Origin of the sequence: Gramella sp. MAR_2010_147 (genome assembly GCF_900105135.1) — a bacterium.
Classification (GTDB): domain Bacteria; phylum Bacteroidota; class Bacteroidia; order Flavobacteriales; family Flavobacteriaceae; genus Christiangramia.
The window spans coordinates 2,058,572-2,073,763 of record NZ_LT629741.1 but is presented as its reverse complement, the minus strand read 5'-3'; the positions used below and the strand labels follow the sequence as shown (position 1 = coordinate 2,073,763).

At 38.8% G+C, this 15,192-nt stretch carries 14 protein-coding genes; 5 read left to right on the top strand and 9 right to left on the bottom strand.

Features of this window, described 5'->3' with window-relative positions; all coding sequences use genetic code 11:
• Positions 1 to 86: 86 nt before the first annotated feature.
• The 5 genes from BLT95_RS09355 to BLT95_RS09335 all read right to left on the bottom strand — a co-directional run bounded on the left by BLT95_RS09355 (position 87) and on the right by BLT95_RS09335 (position 4,631).
• Positions 87 to 1,889, bottom strand: coding sequence for a lysophospholipid acyltransferase family protein (locus BLT95_RS09355; RefSeq protein WP_089665829.1), 1,803 nt, complete (start codon positions 1,887 to 1,889; stop codon positions 87 to 89).
• Positions 1,890 to 1,931: 42 nt separating this feature from the next.
• Complete coding sequence (locus tag BLT95_RS09350) at positions 1,932 to 3,182, bottom strand: aspartate kinase (RefSeq protein ID WP_089666894.1); 1,251 nt, start codon at positions 3,180 to 3,182, stop codon at positions 1,932 to 1,934.
• Entirely contained in the window at positions 3,182 to 3,658 is a 477-nt protein-coding gene (locus BLT95_RS09345; RefSeq protein WP_089665828.1) for a GNAT family N-acetyltransferase, read from the bottom strand. Before BLT95_RS09345 ends, BLT95_RS09350 begins: the two co-directional genes overlap by 1 nt.
• Before the next feature lie 134 nt (positions 3,659 to 3,792).
• On the bottom strand, positions 3,793 to 4,281 hold the full coding sequence (locus tag BLT95_RS09340) for a GNAT family N-acetyltransferase (protein ID WP_089665827.1): 489 nt from the start codon (positions 4,279 to 4,281) through the stop codon (positions 3,793 to 3,795).
• A 23-nt stretch (positions 4,282 to 4,304) separates the two neighbouring features.
• A complete protein-coding gene (locus BLT95_RS09335) occupies positions 4,305 to 4,631 on the bottom strand; it encodes a multidrug efflux SMR transporter (RefSeq protein WP_089665826.1) in 327 nt (108 codons plus the stop codon).
• Positions 4,632 to 4,739: 108 nt separating this feature from the next.
• Here BLT95_RS09335 and fbp point away from each other — a divergent pair, with 108 nt between their 5' ends.
• Entirely contained in the window at positions 4,740 to 5,786 is a 1,047-nt protein-coding gene (gene fbp / locus BLT95_RS09330; RefSeq protein WP_089665825.1) for a class 1 fructose-bisphosphatase, read from the top strand.
• Here the strand turns inward: fbp and BLT95_RS09325 are convergent.
• Positions 5,759 to 6,190, bottom strand: a complete 432-nt coding sequence (locus BLT95_RS09325) for a TerB family tellurite resistance protein (protein WP_089665824.1) — start codon at positions 6,188 to 6,190, stop codon at positions 5,759 to 5,761. The two genes, fbp and BLT95_RS09325, sit on opposite strands and share 28 nt — an antisense overlap.
• A gap of 152 nt (positions 6,191 to 6,342) precedes the next feature.
• Between BLT95_RS09325 and BLT95_RS09320 the strand changes: the two genes are divergently transcribed.
• From BLT95_RS09320 to BLT95_RS09310, 3 genes are read left to right on the top strand one after another with little or no spacing between them, the layout of a single operon-like run.
• On the top strand, positions 6,343 to 7,365 hold the full coding sequence (locus BLT95_RS09320; RefSeq protein ID WP_089665823.1) for a ligase-associated DNA damage response exonuclease: 1,023 nt from the start codon (positions 6,343 to 6,345) through the stop codon (positions 7,363 to 7,365).
• The gene (locus BLT95_RS09315) at positions 7,362 to 8,954 is read left to right on the top strand and encodes an ATP-dependent DNA ligase (RefSeq protein ID WP_089665822.1); all 1,593 of its coding nucleotides are present in this window, start codon (positions 7,362 to 7,364) and stop codon (positions 8,952 to 8,954) included. The genes BLT95_RS09320 and BLT95_RS09315 overlap by 4 nt, the downstream gene beginning before the upstream one ends.
• A gap of 1 nt (position 8,955) precedes the next feature.
• Positions 8,956 to 11,424: a ligase-associated DNA damage response DEXH box helicase gene (locus tag BLT95_RS09310; RefSeq protein ID WP_089665821.1), complete on the top strand. Its 2,469-nt coding sequence runs from the start codon at positions 8,956 to 8,958 to the stop codon at positions 11,422 to 11,424.
• Here BLT95_RS09310 and BLT95_RS09305 read toward each other — a convergent pair.
• Complete coding sequence (locus tag BLT95_RS09305; RefSeq protein WP_089665820.1) at positions 11,421 to 11,930, bottom strand: DUF1440 domain-containing protein; 510 nt, start codon at positions 11,928 to 11,930, stop codon at positions 11,421 to 11,423. The two genes, BLT95_RS09310 and BLT95_RS09305, sit on opposite strands and share 4 nt — an antisense overlap.
• A 104-nt stretch (positions 11,931 to 12,034) precedes the next feature.
• Here BLT95_RS09305 and BLT95_RS09300 point away from each other — a divergent pair, with 104 nt between their 5' ends.
• Complete coding sequence (locus BLT95_RS09300; RefSeq protein WP_089665819.1) at positions 12,035 to 12,814, top strand: amidohydrolase; 780 nt, start codon at positions 12,035 to 12,037, stop codon at positions 12,812 to 12,814.
• On the opposite strand, the gene BLT95_RS09295 is transcribed toward BLT95_RS09300, so the two are convergent.
• Together BLT95_RS09295 and BLT95_RS09290 are read right to left on the bottom strand one after the other, a co-directional pair.
• Positions 12,801 to 14,408 (bottom strand): Ig-like domain-containing protein, encoded by a 1,608-nt coding sequence (locus BLT95_RS09295; protein WP_089665818.1) that lies wholly within the window; start codon positions 14,406 to 14,408, stop codon positions 12,801 to 12,803. The two genes, BLT95_RS09300 and BLT95_RS09295, sit on opposite strands and share 14 nt — an antisense overlap.
• Positions 14,409 to 14,466: 58 nt before the next feature.
• A complete protein-coding gene (locus tag BLT95_RS09290; RefSeq protein ID WP_089665817.1) occupies positions 14,467 to 15,147 on the bottom strand; it encodes a phosphoribosyltransferase family protein in 681 nt (226 codons plus the stop codon).
• Positions 15,148 to 15,192 lie beyond the last annotated feature (45 nt).

Below are 15,192 nucleotides of genomic sequence, written 5' to 3'. Positions count from 1 at the left end.
AGGTTCGGAGCTTCAGAGTTCGAAGATTCCAGTTTAAAAAAAAATAATTCATGCTAAGATTTAATCTTTCACATTCTACCAACAACTCATCTCATTGAGGCAGCCTTGTCTTCCAGTTCTTTTTGAAATTCTTCCATAACCGGTTTTACAGTGCTTTCAGGAAGATCGGCAATTCTAATATACATCAAGCCATCTACGGCATCATTGAAAAGAGGATCTACATTAAATGCAACCACCTTTGCATTTTGTTTGATATATTTCTTTATAAGTACGGGAAGTCGAAGATTTTCCGGCTCCAGCTCATCGATGATCTTGTCAAATTTGTTCAGATCAGCTTCACTTTCATCAAATACAAGATCCTTATCTGCATCTTCAAGTTTTACCTTAAATTCTTTTTTTGGTCGAACATATTGGGCAACATAGGGGTCGTAATAATTAGATTTCATGAATTCGATCATCAGCGATTTGGAGAAATTGCTGAATTTATCACTGATAGTTACCCCTCCAATAAGATATTTATGCTCCGGGAATCTCAGAGTGCAATGCACAATACCTTTCCATAATAGGAATAAAGGCATCGGTTTTAACTGGTATTCTTTAATGATAAAAGCTCGTCCCATCTCGATAGACTGACTCATCATTTTATACAATTCAGGCTCGAACCTGAAAAGATCCTGAAGATAAAATCCGTCGATCCCGTGATTGGCGAAAATCTCACTGCCCATTCCCATCCTATAGGCTCCGGCGATTTTTCCAGCGTCATTATCCCAGAGAAAAAGATGGTGGTAATGATTGTCAAATTTGTCTAAATCTATGCTGTTATTAGTCCCTTCGCCAACCGCTCTAAAAGTAATTTCGCGTAAACGTCCAATTTCATTGAGAATATTTGGGATCACCTCACGTTTCGCAAGGAAAACCTCATAATTTTTGCTTTGAAGAAGGCGTTTATCCATTTTCCGGCAATTCTCAACTTCCATTGTCATAAGTTCAGAATTCGTCTCTTCTGCTATATCTTTTGGAGACCTCGGAATTTTGAGAGTTTTTGGCAGGCTGGAAAGCAATTTCTTTTTTTCAAAGACATTCGCTAGCATATATGTTTTTCTTCGCAAAAATGCAGTATAGGCTTCAAGATTTGTATGCTCTTTTTGATCTTCTACTGAAATTGGATGGCCTATTCTTACTTTTATCTTCCGGCGATGCTGCGAAAGCATTTCACTGGGAAGTTTTGCGGTTCTCAAGACATCGCTCATAGAGGCAAGTCGATAGAAAAAGAGACTGTTTTTCGCATGAAAATAAATTGGAATCACCGGCACGCTGGATTTTTGAATCAGCTTCATTGCTGAAGGTTCCCAGGCTCTGTCTACAATATGTCTTTTATCCCTGTCAGTCGATACTTCACCTGCCGGGAATATTCCCAGAGCATGCCCGTTTTTCAAATGCCCAATGGCATTTTTCATTCCACTAAGGCTGGATTTAGCTTCCTTACGATCTTCAAAAGGATTTACAGGCAGGATATATGGTTTTAGCGGATCTAATCTGTGCAGCAAAAAATTAGCGATAACTTTATAATCTGGCCGGCTTTGTAATACCAGTTTCATCAGGATCATGCCGTCAATGCCACCAAGCGGATGATTTGAAATGGTAATGAACGGCCCTTCTTTCGGAATCCTTTTCAGGTCTTTCTCCGGAATTTCAAAATCGATATCAAATTCCTTTAATATCGAATCAATAAATTCAGTGCCTTTTAGCTCCTTTCTTTTATCATATTCCTTATTGATCCTGGAAAGCTTTGTAGTTTTTAGAATCAGCCACCCAATTCCGGTTCCAAGGAACCCAAGTTTTCGTAGGTTCATAACATTGGCAACTTCTTTGGCGCTTACGATTCCCATGAGATCATTGGTTTGGTTCAGTTAAAAGTAAGAAATCAAAATTTAGTTTTCCGCAACCAGCTGAACAGTATTCTGAGTAAGCTGTTTCAAAAGCACATTTTTGTCCTTTTCAAGGCTGTTGATGGCTTCTTCATTGAAATGCCTTATCGTATAAAGCGAAACCCCTGTCTTATAATTTACTTTGAAACGGGCCTTTAAATGTTGAATGAGCTTTTCCAGCTGATTGAATTTATTATCTACGCAAACCCTGAAACTAATGGCTGAATTCTGAATAAGATCAACCTTCATCTGATATTGATGGAAAAGTTTGAATATTTCTGAAATATTCTCTTCTACCATAAATGAAAAATCCAGCGAGGACAATGAGATAAGCACCTGGTCTTTTTTTACGATGAAGCAGGGGATTTCAGGAAATATCGTTTTCCCTTTACTTACTGAAGTACCGTCTTCCGAAGGGTTTATAAAAGAGCGAACGAATAGAGGGATTTCTTTTTGCTGTAATGGCTGAAGTGTTTTTGGGTGTATTACCGAGGCTCCGTAAAAAGCAAGTTCTATTGCTTCTTCATAAGAAATATTATTAAGCAACTGTGCATTTTCGAAAAACCTGGGATCGGCATTCAGAACTCCGGGAACATCTTTCCAGATCGTGACATTTTCAGCATTGAGACAGTAAGCCATGATAGCCGCCGAATAATCTGAACCTTCCCTTCCCAGCGTAGTGGTAAAATTGTTAGGATCTGAAGCGATAAACCCCTGAATGATATTTAGCTTTTTTGGATCTATATTTTCCTGGACAAGCTCCTGGGTTTTGCTCCAATTCACCTTTGCATCCCGGTAAGTACTATCGGTTTTTATAAAATTTCGCGCATCAAGCCAGTTGGTGCTTAAATTTTGAGAATTGAGATATTCACTTACAATAGTGGTAGAAGCGAGTTCGCCAAAGCTCACGATCTGGTCGTATACAAAATCGTATCGATTTGATTTGTTGTGCTGAAGGAAATTTTCAAGTTCAGAAAACAAGGTTTCAACTTTAAAATAGACAGAATCATCTTTGTTTGGAAAAAGCGCTTCCATAATAGTTCGATGATAATTTTTTACCTCCTCCAGGCTTGCCGGAATCTTAGTTGTTCCCAGGTAATCTTTTACCACTAATTCTAAAGCATTCGTGGTTTTTCCCATTGCAGAGATCACGATAAGCTTATTCTCGCTACCGGTCTCATTGAGAACTTTGATAAGATTTTTGACTCCTTCGGCATCCTTTACGGAAGCTCCTCCAAACTTAAAAATTTTGATCACTTTTTTGTGGCATTTTTTTGAATTCCGCCTTCTTCCATATGCACGGTTTTCCAGCTTTCTTTAATTTCAGCACCTGTATTCTCATAGAACTCAATGGCATTTCTGTTTCCTTCAGAAACCACCCATTCTATACGTTTAACGCCGTGATCGTGGCCATATTTTACAACCTCTTGGTAAAGCGCCCCACCAAGACCTGTACCTCTCATGCTTTCACGAACTATAAGGTCTTCCAGATGAACAGTTCTGCCTTTCCAGGTAGAAAATCTGAAATATACCAAAGCCATACCCTCGATTTTCCCGGAAACATCAGCTACAAAGCATTTAAAATTGCCGTTGTCAAAACCTTCTTCTTCCAGATCTTCAATAGTAACTTCTACATCATCAAGATGATTTTCGTGAGCTGCCAATTCTTTGATAAGTTCCAGAACATGGCTCATGTCTTCCCTTCTGGCTTCGCGTATTGTATATTCCATTTTGTGTTTTTTAGAGGTCAATTAAATGAGCATTGAATCAATTTATATAATTCTGAAATACATCAAGGTCCACTCTTCATTTATGATATTTAACAAAAATACAGAATGAAATTTATAAGCCTATTAAAGCCGTCTTAAAGGATGCCTTTATTCTGAAGATATTGATGCATAGATTTTTCATCCATTTGTACCGTATCCCAATCTTCCATGACATTGGCGCCACTTCTTCGGTAAAAGTCTGCAGCATCTGTATTCCAGTTTAAAACTACCCATTCGGTACGTTTTACCTTCTGTTCTGCAGCAAATTTTATGACTTCAGTATAAAGAGCAGATCCCAATCCCTTTCCTCTTAATTTTTCTCTTACAATGAGATCTTCCAGATGCACCGTTTTACCTTTCCATGTAGAGTACCTGAAATAGATAAGCGCCATTCCTTCAATCTTTCCATCAGCTTCAGCAACAAAACAATGGAAAGCAGGGTTTTCTCCAAACCCATCTCTTATAAGATCATTTTCATCTATGATCACTGCCTCGGGCTCTTTTTCAAATACGGCTAGTTCATTGATAAGTTCCAGGACGCTTTGCATATCCTGTTTTTCAGCTTTTCTAATCTTGATATCCATGAAAAATAGTTTCTATTGATAAATTAGTTTGAGACAAATTTTAACCCGACTATAGACAGGATCAAGGTGCTAATAAAGAATAACCTCCAGAAACCTGCAGGTTCTTTAAATGCCAGAATTCCAAGGAGTACGGTTCCTACTGCTCCAATCCCTGTCCAGACTGCATAAGCGGTGCCAATAGGTAATTCTTTTGTGACTTTCACCAGTAAAGACATGCTGATAACCAGACATATAACAAATGCTATATACCAGAGCGTGGCTTCATTTCCAGAAGCATTTTTAGCTTTTCCAAGACATGCTGCGAAAGCAACTTCAAATAGTCCCGCGATAATGAGTAAAATCCAGTTCATATCGTTTGTGTTGACCTCACAAATCTAAACAATGATTTACTTTATGAGCGAAAACGTTGTAGTAAGGTTTAAATTTAATACTTTAGCCAGCGAAAAATAAAAATATCCATGCCTAAGCAAAATCAGACTCTCGGAGAATTTATTATTGAAAATCAATCAGATTTCCCGGGCTCTTCGGGAGAACTTTCGAGATTGATAAATTCTTTAAGACTTGCTGCAAAAGTAGTGAACCATGAAGTTAATAAAGCCGGACTGGTAGATATTATTGGTGCTTACGGAGAAACTAATATTCAGGGAGAAGATCAGCAAAAGCTGGATGTTTACGCTAATAATAAGTTTATTCAAACTTTAACCAACCGGGAAATTGTTTGTGGAATCGCTTCTGAAGAGAATGACGATTTTATACAAATTAAAGGTCATAAGGGAGATAATCAGAATAAATATGTGGTACTAATAGACCCGCTTGACGGGAGCTCTAATATCGATGTAAACGTTTCTGTAGGAACTATTTTTTCTATTTATCAGCGAGTAACGCCAGTTGGAACACCAGTTCAAAAAGAGGATTTTCTTCAACCGGGAAATAAGCAGGTGGCTGCTGGGTATATTATTTACGGGACTTCTACCATGCTGGTTTACACAACAGGACACGGGGTAAACGGTTTTACGCTGAATCCTGCCTTAGGCTCCTGGTATCTGTCGCATCCTGATATGAGATTTCCGGAAGAAGGGCAGATATATTCTATTAATGAAGGAAATTATATTCATTTTCCACAGGGAGTTAAAGATTATATTAAATACTGTCAACAGGAAGAAGGAAACAGACCGTATACTTCAAGATATATAGGTTCTATGGTTTCAGATATCCATAGAAATATGATCAAAGGCGGAATTTTTATGTACCCTAAAAGTTCAAAAGCCAGTGAAGGGAAACTTCGATTACTTTACGAGTGTAATCCTTTTGCATTTATCACGGAACAAGCAGGCGGAAAGGCCAGTGATGGATTTACACGAATCATGGATATCGAGCCTACTGAATTGCACCAGCGGGTACCATTCTTCTGCGGAAGCATAAAAATGGTAGAAAAAGCTGAAGAATTTATGGCAAATGCTAAATCAAATCCTGAGTCTCAGGAATTCTCCTTTTCAAGCAAATAACGATAATCTTCAAAGTTTAGCTGTCCGCTAAAGATCTGGATAGAACGTTTAATGATGCCTTCTGAAGCCTGGCTTGAGAACCCAAGACCTATGGCATATTTTCTAACAAGCTCAATTTCCTCATTATCAATTTCATGGTCGGCGAAGATAATCCTGAATAGGTCATGAAGACGTTCCAATCTCCTTTCAATACTGTTGTATGCGGAAAGTGGAAATGATTTTGGGTTTTCAATAACCTTAGCATATTCATCTTCACTAATATCAAGTTTCCTTGCGAAGCGTTTAAGAAGTAATTCTTCATCGTTATTGATCTCGCCATCTACAGCAGCAAGATTTACAATAGAAGCGAAATGACTAAGATTACGCAGGTGCTCTCCCGAGCCAAATAAATCTGAAAAAGACATTATAGTTTCAATTTTATAATACAAATATAGTTAAACCAGTAAGTTTTTAATGCCGGGCGGGGTCTAAAATAAAGCTAGTCAATCGCTAATCTTTTCTTAATCCCTTTAAGCTGAGTTTTTCTTTAATTAAATTCAGTCTTTTCTAAGAAAAAATGAAAACACCTCTTCTGGCATTTAACGATAAGGGAATATACTGCGAGGCGGCAGATGTATATCTGGATCCGTGGAAACCGGTAGATAAAGCGATCATTTCGCATGGCCATGCAGATCATTCACGCTGGGGGCATAAAAAGTATATCACGCATCATAGTAATGTTCCAATTATCAAACATCGGCTGGGAGATATTGTGGTTTCCGGAGTTGAATGGAACGAAAATTTTACGATCAACGGAGTGAAATTTTCACTTCATCCAGCCGGACATATTATAGGTTCCTCACAAATTAGAGTAGAATACAAAGGAGAAGTCTGGGTGTTTACAGGAGATTATAAAACTGAAAACGATGGGGTTGCCGTACCCTATGAACCTGTGCAATGTGATACATTTATTACGGAATGTACTTTTGGTCTGCCTGCATTCAAATGGACGCCTCAGAAAGAGGTTTTTAATGATATCAACAATTGGTGGCAACAAAATCAGGATGACGGCAGGACTTCTGTCCTTTTTGGATATTCGTTGGGTAAAGCTCAGCGTTTATTAAAGCATCTCGATTCTTCTATTGGAAAGATATATACCCATGGGGCTATTGAGAATATGACCGAGGTGTTAAGGGCACAAATAGATTTTCCGGAAACTACAAAAATTACCAGAGAGACTAAAAAGGAAGAAATTAAGGGAAATATCGTACTGGCACCCGGGAGTGCTCATGGAACCACCTGGATCAAAAAGATGGTACCGTATGTAACGGCTTCTGCAAGTGGATGGATGACTTTTAGGGGTGCACGAAGAAGAAGAGCGATCGATAAAGGTTTTGTATTGAGTGATCATTGTGACTGGCAGGGATTGCTCACATCCATAAAGGAAACTGGTTGCGAAAAAGTGATTTGTACCCATGGATATACTGATATATTTTCCCGGTTTCTGAGAGAAAAGGGATATGATGCTAGAACTGAAGAAACGCAGTATGAAGGAGAAACAGGTCAGTTGGAAAATGATAGTGAAAAAGATTCAGAATGAAAGCATTTGCAGATCTTATAAAAACCCTGGATAGTACGAATAAAACCACTTTAAAAGTGGCGGCTCTAACAGAGTATTTTAAAAATACGCCTGAAAAAGATAAAGTCTGGACTATTGCGATTTTGAGTCATCGTCGTCCGCCAAGACCTGTGAATACTACGTTAATGCGAGAATGGGCTTCAGAATTGTCAAAAATTCCACTCTGGCTGTTTGAAGAATCCTATCATATCGTAGGTGATTTAGCTGAAACTATTGCACTGGTTATTCCGCCGGCAGAAGATTCCACAGAAAAAAGTCTGAATCAATTTCTGCAGGAGATCATAGAGCTTAAGAAGAAGTCCGAAGAGGAAAAGAAAGCATATCTTTTTGAAAACTGGTTAAACCTGAATTATTACGAACGCTTCGTTTTTACCAAACTCATTACCGGTAGTTTTAGAATAGGTGTGAGTCAGAAATTAATGACACGAGCCTTATCAAAAGCAACCGATATTGACGAAGACATCCTGGCCTATAAATTAATGGGAAACTGGGAGCCTTCGAAGATCACATTCAACAAGCTAATTCTGGAAGAAAACGAGGAAGATTTTCTTTCTAAACCTTATCCTTTCTACCTGGCGTATGCGATTGAGGGCGAACCAGAAGAATTAGGGGAGGTGTCGCAGTGGAGTGCCGAGCACAAATGGGATGGTATTCGTTCCCAGGTGATCATAAGGAATGATGAATTGTTTGTCTGGAGCCGGGGAGAGGAGCTGGTTACAGATAAATATCCTGAGTTTGAGGCCTTTGTTCAGGAAATTCCTAATGGAACGGTGCTGGACGGTGAGATTTTACCGTTTCCGAAAGGAGAAATAGGAACTTTCAAAGATTTACAAACCCGGATTGGCAGGAAGAACATCAGTAAAAAGTTACTGGAGAAAACTCCTGTGATTTTAAAAGCTTATGATATTCTGGAGTGGGAAGGCAATGATATAAGAGATATGGCTTTTGGTGAACGTAGAAAGATTCTGGAAAATCTCTATCATAAAGTAAAGACAGAAAGTTTGTCTTTACATTTATCTGAAACTATTCAGTTTAAGAATTGGGAAGAAGCGGCACTGGAACGTGAGAATTCCAGAGAAGTAAAATCTGAAGGTTTGATGCTGAAAAGATTGGATTCTCCATATCTGGTAGGTAGAAAGAAAGGTGACTGGTGGAAATGGAAAGTAGATCCTCTCACCATTGATGGGGTACTTACCTATGCTATGCGCGGTCACGGAAGAAGAAGTAACTTGTTTACTGATTACACATTTGGCCTCTGGGATGAAGAAAAAAAGGAGCTGGTAACCTTTGCAAAGGCTTATTCCGGTCTAACTGATAAAGAATTTAGAAGCCTGGATGCGTGGATCAAAAAAAATACACTTGAACGTTTTGGACCGGTTAGAAGTGTAAAGCCGCATCATGTTTTTGAAATTGCCTTTGAAGGAATTGCAGAATCCAAAAGACATAAGAGTGGAGTGGCGACTCGTTTTCCCAGGATTCTTCGCTGGAGAAAAGATAAAAAGATGGAAGATGCAAATACTCTGGAAGATCTAAAAGCACTTATCCCGTAATATGAAAAGGGCAGAATTAATAGATCTGGCAGAAAACTGGTTTTCTCAACAGGGATGGAAACCTTTCAAGTTTCAGAAGGATACCTGGAAAGCATATTTACAAAAGAAAAATGGGCTGCTAAATGCGCCTACGGGTAGTGGGAAAACGTTCGGACTCTGGGTGCCGATTGTACTGGACTACATCAAAAAAAATCCGGATTATCAAACCAAACATAAAAAAGGTTTAAAAGCCATCTGGATCACTCCGCTAAGAGCACTTTCCGTAGAAATTGAACAGGCAGCAAGCAGGTTCGCCGAGGAGATGGGAACTCAATTTACAGTAGGAATCAGGACCGGAGATACTTCTCAAAAAGAGCGGGCCGCTCAGAAAAAAGCGATGCCCGATCTGCTAATTACCACACCTGAAAGTCTTCATCTGCTGTTATCTTCAAAAGATTACGATAAGACTTTCAAAAATCTTCAGGCTATCGTGATCGATGAATGGCATGAATTGCTTGGAACTAAACGCGGAGTTCAGGTGGAATTAGCTTTATCCCGATTAAAAACCGTTTCTAAAGATCTTCGAATCTGGGGAATTTCAGCTACTATTGGGAATTTAGAGCAGGCACGAGAAGTCCTTTTGGGGCCAACTTCTGAGGCTTTGGAAAATTCAGTGATGATAAAAGCCAATCTCAATAAGAAAATTGAAGTGCGATCTATTATCCCGGAAACGATGGAAAAATTTCCGTGGCGGGGACATATGGGGTTACATCTGCTGGATGAGGTAGTGCCCATTATAAATAATTCAAGAACAACCCTTCTATTTACCAATACAAGATCGCAGTGCGAACTCTGGTTTCAGAAATTAATGCATAAATATCCTGAATTTGCAGGCGAGGTAGCCATGCACCACGGTAGTATTAATAAGGAAACAAGACTTTGGGTAGAGCAGGCCATAAGAAATGAAAGTTTAAAAGCAGTAGTTTGTACCTCCAGCCTTGATCTTGGGGTAGATTTTGCCCCGGTAGAAACCATCATTCAAATTGGCGGACCTAAAGGAGTTGCCAGGTTTTTACAGCGTGCAGGCCGGAGTGGGCACCAACCGGGTAAAGTGAGTGTTATTTATTTTCTACCTACCCATGCTATTGAACTTATTGAAGCCTCTGCACTTCAGAAAGCGGTAAAGAAAAAAGCAGTTGAAGACAGAGTTCCTTACTTAATGAGTTTCGATGTACTGGTTCAGTATTTAAACTCTCTGGCCGTATCCGATGGTTTTTATCCTAAAGAGATCTTTCCGGAAATTGCTTCTACGTTTTGTTTTCAGGGAATTAGCGAAGAGCAATGGGTCTGGATCCTAAATTTTATCACTAAAGGAAGTCAAAGTTTACAAGCTTACGACGAGTATAAAAAAGTGGAAATCGAAGAGGACGGCAGATTTAAGATAAATAATCGTGGTGTGGCCATGCGCCACCGACTTCAAATTGGAACTATTGTAAGCGATGCTATGTTAAGTGTAAAATACATGAAGGGTGGTTATATAGGCACCATGGAAGAATGGTTTATTTCAAAGCTGAAACCAGGGGATGTTTTCACATTCGCAGGCCGAAACTTAGAGCTGGTGAGAATTAAAAATATGCAGGTCCTGGTACGTAAATCATCAAAAAAGACCGCAAAGGTTCCCAGCTGGATGGGGGGTAGAATGACATTTTCGGCACAAATGAGCGAGTTGTTACGTGAGGAACTATATGCTGCAGCAACCCTGGAGAAAGGTCAGAAAACAAGTAAAGAGTTAAACGCGCTTTCAGGTATTTTTGAGAGACAAAAGAAAGAATCTATCATCCCGAAAAGCGATGAATTTTTAATTGAAACTTTTAAAACCAGGGAAGGTTATCATGCGGTATTTTATCCTTTTGAAGGCAGGTTTGTGCATGAAGCGCTGGGAAGTTTACTGGCTTACAGAATCAGTCTTTTATCGCCCATTAGTTTTTCGATAGCTTTTAACGATTATGGTTTTGAATTGCTTTCAAATCAGGAAATAGATATGCAACAGGTAATAGATAATGATCTTTTTAGTGCAGATTTTTTAATGGACGATCTTTATAAAAGCCTGAACGCAACAGAAATGGCCCGAAGAAAATTCAGGGATATTGCTGTAATTGCCGGCCTCGTATTTACGGGTTACCCAAATAAACTAGTAAAGAGTAAACATCTTCAATCCAGTTCTCAGTTACTTTTTAGTGTTTTTAGAGATTATGAAGAAGATAATTTACTGTATCAGCAAGCCTTTAGAGAAACTTTTGAGCATCAGTTAGAAGAAGGCAGGTTAAGGTTGGCGCTTGAGCGAATCCAGAATCAAAACGTCGAATGGCGAAAATGTGAAAAACCAACGCCTTTCTCATTTCCGATTATTACTGACAGGCTGCGGGAAAAACTGTCTTCAGAAAAACTGGAAGACAGAATACGGAGAATGCTAAAGCAACTGGAGAATTAATTATTTTCTCTTATCTGTTTATCTACATAATGCCTCACCACTTCTGTAACCACACCAAAGGCGACGTGGGCAAAAAGTTCATTCATTTGCATTCTTATGGGTACATCTGTAGGCTTGGGTTCCAATCCCATAATTGGCAAAGAGGTTTCATGAGTAGAGGCCCAGGTGGTCGCGCCAAATGCAATACCATCCATAGGCCTGAGGCCGTAACGGTCTTTTTTTCCATATCCATAAGCAGCTCCAAGGGAACCACCAACCGGGATATTCACTAATTGCTCAGCCAACGCCTCATTTTCAATACTTACAGGTGACCCTGTTATCTTTGTTGAAAGATCATCTACGATCTTTATTTGAGCTGAACTTTGCTCGATCTTCCTAACCGGTAAAAATTGTTCAATTAGAGATTTTACAGCAGTTCCGGCCAATCCCCCTACAAACCCAGAAATAAGTCCGCGACTTGTATTAGACATATATGAATCTTTCTGAAGAAAAGTACTAACGCTCATAATCTATTTCATTTTTGCAGATTAAAACTATTTATTCGTTAGGTTCTGTCCAATCATTTAACATGTATTTGGCATTGCCGTTACAATTTTTAATATTTTTGAATATGAGTGAAAAATTGAATATTGCAATTATACAGGCCAATCTTCACTGGGAAGATGCAGAGGCGAATAGAAAGCTTTTTTCAAAGGAAATTGAAAAGATTTCCGATGAAGTTGAATTGATTATCCTTCCTGAAATGTTTACCACTGGGTTCAGTATGAATGCGCAAGAACTTGCTGAAGAAACGGAATCTGAAACCCTAAGTTGGATGCGAAAAATCGCAAAAGCCAAATCTTCTGCTGTAACTGGAAGTGTGATCATTACCGAAAATGGCAATTATTATAACAGATTATTCTTCGTTTTCCCTGACGGCTCTTATAAATTATATGATAAAAAACATACGTTTACCCTGGCAAAGGAAGATCAAACTTATACCGCCGGAACCGAGAGGCTAATCGTAAATTATAAAGGCTGGAAGATTTGCCCGCTAATTTGTTATGATCTACGTTTCCCGGTTTGGGCGAGAAATACGGTGGATTATGATCTTTTGATCTATGTGGCCAACTGGCCGGAAAAACGCGTCAACGCCTGGGACGCCCTGTTGAAAGCCCGCGCCATCGAAAATATGAGTTATTGTATTGGTCTTAACCGTACTGGTAAAGATGGCGATGGTTATGTGTATAATGGACATTCCGCAGCTTATGATCCGCTTGGAAAGGAACTCACAGAATTAGACCGATCAGATGCTTTTACTACTGAATTCAGTATCGATAAAGAAAGTTTAACTAAAGTTAGAACCGGCTTGAAATTCCTTCAGGATCGGGATCATTTTACTTTAAACTAAAAGTTTCTACTTTATCCCAGTTGCTTCTCACATCTATGGTGTCGGGATAATAGAGTATTCTTTCAGGCTGTCGCTTCTTCAGATAATTTCCGGTATCCCACTTCATGTTGGAGTTGGTGTCATAGATCACTCGAATTAAGAAATCTCCAGGATTTAAGAAGTCAAAAGTGAATTTACTTGAATTTTCTGAATATTGCTCTGCCATCACTTCTCCTTTGGTAGTGGTGAGTTGTACTATAATTGGAAATGACTGGATATTTTGAAGATTCACAATAATTCTACCATATTCTGATAAAGCTTTGGTCCTTACCCTCTGTACTATAGTATCGTTGGTATCCTGAAAAAGATCGGTGATCGCCCCGGGGAATGCAGAAACCTGATAAATATTTTCAGGAATTTTCTCAAATTTTAAAACTACTTCATTCTTAATCGGAAAGAATTCGGTTGTAAAAGAAACCTCCGAGGAGTCCTGATCAATCACTTTTATAAATTCATCTCTATGCTCTACAATTGGTGTGTTGGCCTTGAATTTAAAATCTTTATTTATTCCGCCAGATTCTGTAGAAACAGCGAGGGAATCCCTGTCTAAACTGCCTAATCTGGATAGTAGCAGGGTATCTCTGGTTTTCGGGGTGCTTACTTCAAAGACAAGGCTATCAAGTTCAGGTTTTATGTTATACCAGTAATAAAGGCTGTCTTTTTCAGGGTCTTTGATAACACGGTAATCATACCCCTGTGGTGTTGTTGAGAGTACTTTTATATTAAGACTATCCAGATCTGTGACACCTTCATACCCAAACAGGATTTGATTTCCTTTAGAATGAGCAGGACGTTTTGGGTTAAAATCTAATTTTTCCTTAAAAACGGTAATATTATAAGTACTGTCTGTTGGGATAGTTACTTGATCTGCAATAAATCCGATTTTTTCAGATTTCGGGTTGTAAAGATAGTTGTCATTAGAATCCATAATACCCACCATTCTATAAGTTCCGGCCTTTAAGTTTTCCAGGGAAAAAGTAAATGTGCTGTCTTGAGAATAGGTGACATATCTTGGAGTTTCCTTGTAGACAATAGAATCTGTATAGGTAGAATCTACTTCATAAAGCATAACCGAAATTGGTTGCGAAGGAGCTTTCAGTCTGGCATCCTTTACCGTTCCGGAGACGCTGAGTGAATCTATATAATCTCCTGTGGAAAATACATATTTGAAATAATTATAAGGGTTAGATTCGTTATTATCTACGATACTTTTTCCAAAGTTAATGGCGTAAGTCGTGTTTTCCTCTAAAGTATCAAAAATCTCAATTTTTATATCTTTTCTGGCTGTTCCCAAAGGCATGATATTGGGCTTTGGATTCATTGGAGGAGAAACAATGATCTGCTGTTGAGGTTTATCCAGTTTTATATATTCATCAAAATAAATTCTAATCTCTTTTTTGTCAAATTGAGTGCTATAATTCTCAGGATTTGCACGGATAAACTTTGGAGGTTCTTCATCTATAGGTCCCCCCTCGGGCATTCCTTTTTTGGCACATTGCACCAAAGTAAAGAGCAAGATCAAAACGAGTATAAAACCGGGTACCTTTTTTTTCATAAACTGAAACTGAAATCTTTTAGCAAAGAAACAATTATTTTAAATTACAACGCAAAGCTTAATCTGTAATTGCCATGGTGGCGATGCTTATTTTCATACCCGGGATCTCGTATAGCTTATGGGCACAGGCCTCCAGGGTAGCTCCAGTGGTTACCAGATCATCTACCAAAAGAATATGTTTGCCCGCTAAATTTTCAGAATTCTGAATTTTTAAAGTTTCTTCAAGTTTGCCCCAGCGTGACAATCTGGTTTTTAGGGTTTGAGTTTGGGTCGCACTTATTTTTAAGAGTACGGTGTCGAGATAGTCAGTATTTAAAGATTTAGCTAGTTCTTTTCCGAAATCCTCCACCTGGTTATAGCCTCTCTGTCTCAACCTTGTCTTATGTAAGGGTACGGGAATAACAACATCGATGAGGTTCATCCAATTAGAATCTGCAAGTTCTGCTCCCAGCCATTTACCCAGATAGGTTCCAATTTCGCGATGTCCCCTGTATTTAAGGTCGTGAATTAATTGCTGAACTCCGGCTTTTTTTCGGAAGTGCAGTAATGCCGTAGCTTTTTCTATCTTTACCCTGCCGTAAAATACTTTTTTAACAGGGTTCTCGTTATCAAGGTGGTAACTGGTAATCGGTAGATCATGGATACAGGAAGTACAGATAAGCTCTTCATTTTTGAGTAATTCTGCCTCACAAATGTGACACACGCTTGGATAAAGAAGATTTATTAAATCGTGAAACATTTGTTAAGGGCTTGTACCATACTTGATTAAACATCTAAATTTACG

Excerpts from the sequence above, each read along its gene's own strand:
- BLT95_RS09355 (WP_089665829.1), bottom strand. The coding sequence starts at position 1,889 with ATGGGAATCGTAAGCGCCAAAGAAGTTGCCAATGTTATGAACCTACGA.
- BLT95_RS09345 (WP_089665828.1), bottom strand. The coding sequence starts at position 3,658 with ATGGAATATACAATACGCGAAGCCAGAAGGGAAGACATGAGCCATGTT.
- BLT95_RS09340 (WP_089665827.1), bottom strand. The coding sequence starts at position 4,281 with ATGGATATCAAGATTAGAAAAGCTGAAAAACAGGATATGCAAAGCGTC.
- BLT95_RS09335 (WP_089665826.1), bottom strand. The coding sequence starts at position 4,631 with ATGAACTGGATTTTACTCATTATCGCGGGACTATTTGAAGTTGCTTTC.
- fbp (WP_089665825.1), top strand. The coding sequence starts at position 4,740 with ATGCCTAAGCAAAATCAGACTCTCGGAGAATTTATTATTGAAAATCAA.
- BLT95_RS09325 (WP_089665824.1), bottom strand. The coding sequence starts at position 6,190 with ATGTCTTTTTCAGATTTATTTGGCTCGGGAGAGCACCTGCGTAATCTT.
- BLT95_RS09320 (WP_089665823.1), top strand. The coding sequence starts at position 6,343 with ATGAAAACACCTCTTCTGGCATTTAACGATAAGGGAATATACTGCGAG.
- BLT95_RS09315 (WP_089665822.1), top strand. The coding sequence starts at position 7,362 with ATGAAAGCATTTGCAGATCTTATAAAAACCCTGGATAGTACGAATAAA.
- BLT95_RS09310 (WP_089665821.1), top strand. The coding sequence starts at position 8,956 with ATGAAAAGGGCAGAATTAATAGATCTGGCAGAAAACTGGTTTTCTCAA.
- BLT95_RS09305 (WP_089665820.1), bottom strand. The coding sequence starts at position 11,930 with ATGAGCGTTAGTACTTTTCTTCAGAAAGATTCATATATGTCTAATACA.
- BLT95_RS09300 (WP_089665819.1), top strand. The coding sequence starts at position 12,035 with ATGAGTGAAAAATTGAATATTGCAATTATACAGGCCAATCTTCACTGG.
- BLT95_RS09295 (WP_089665818.1), bottom strand. The coding sequence starts at position 14,408 with ATGAAAAAAAAGGTACCCGGTTTTATACTCGTTTTGATCTTGCTCTTT.
- BLT95_RS09290 (WP_089665817.1), bottom strand. The coding sequence starts at position 15,147 with ATGTTTCACGATTTAATAAATCTTCTTTATCCAAGCGTGTGTCACATT.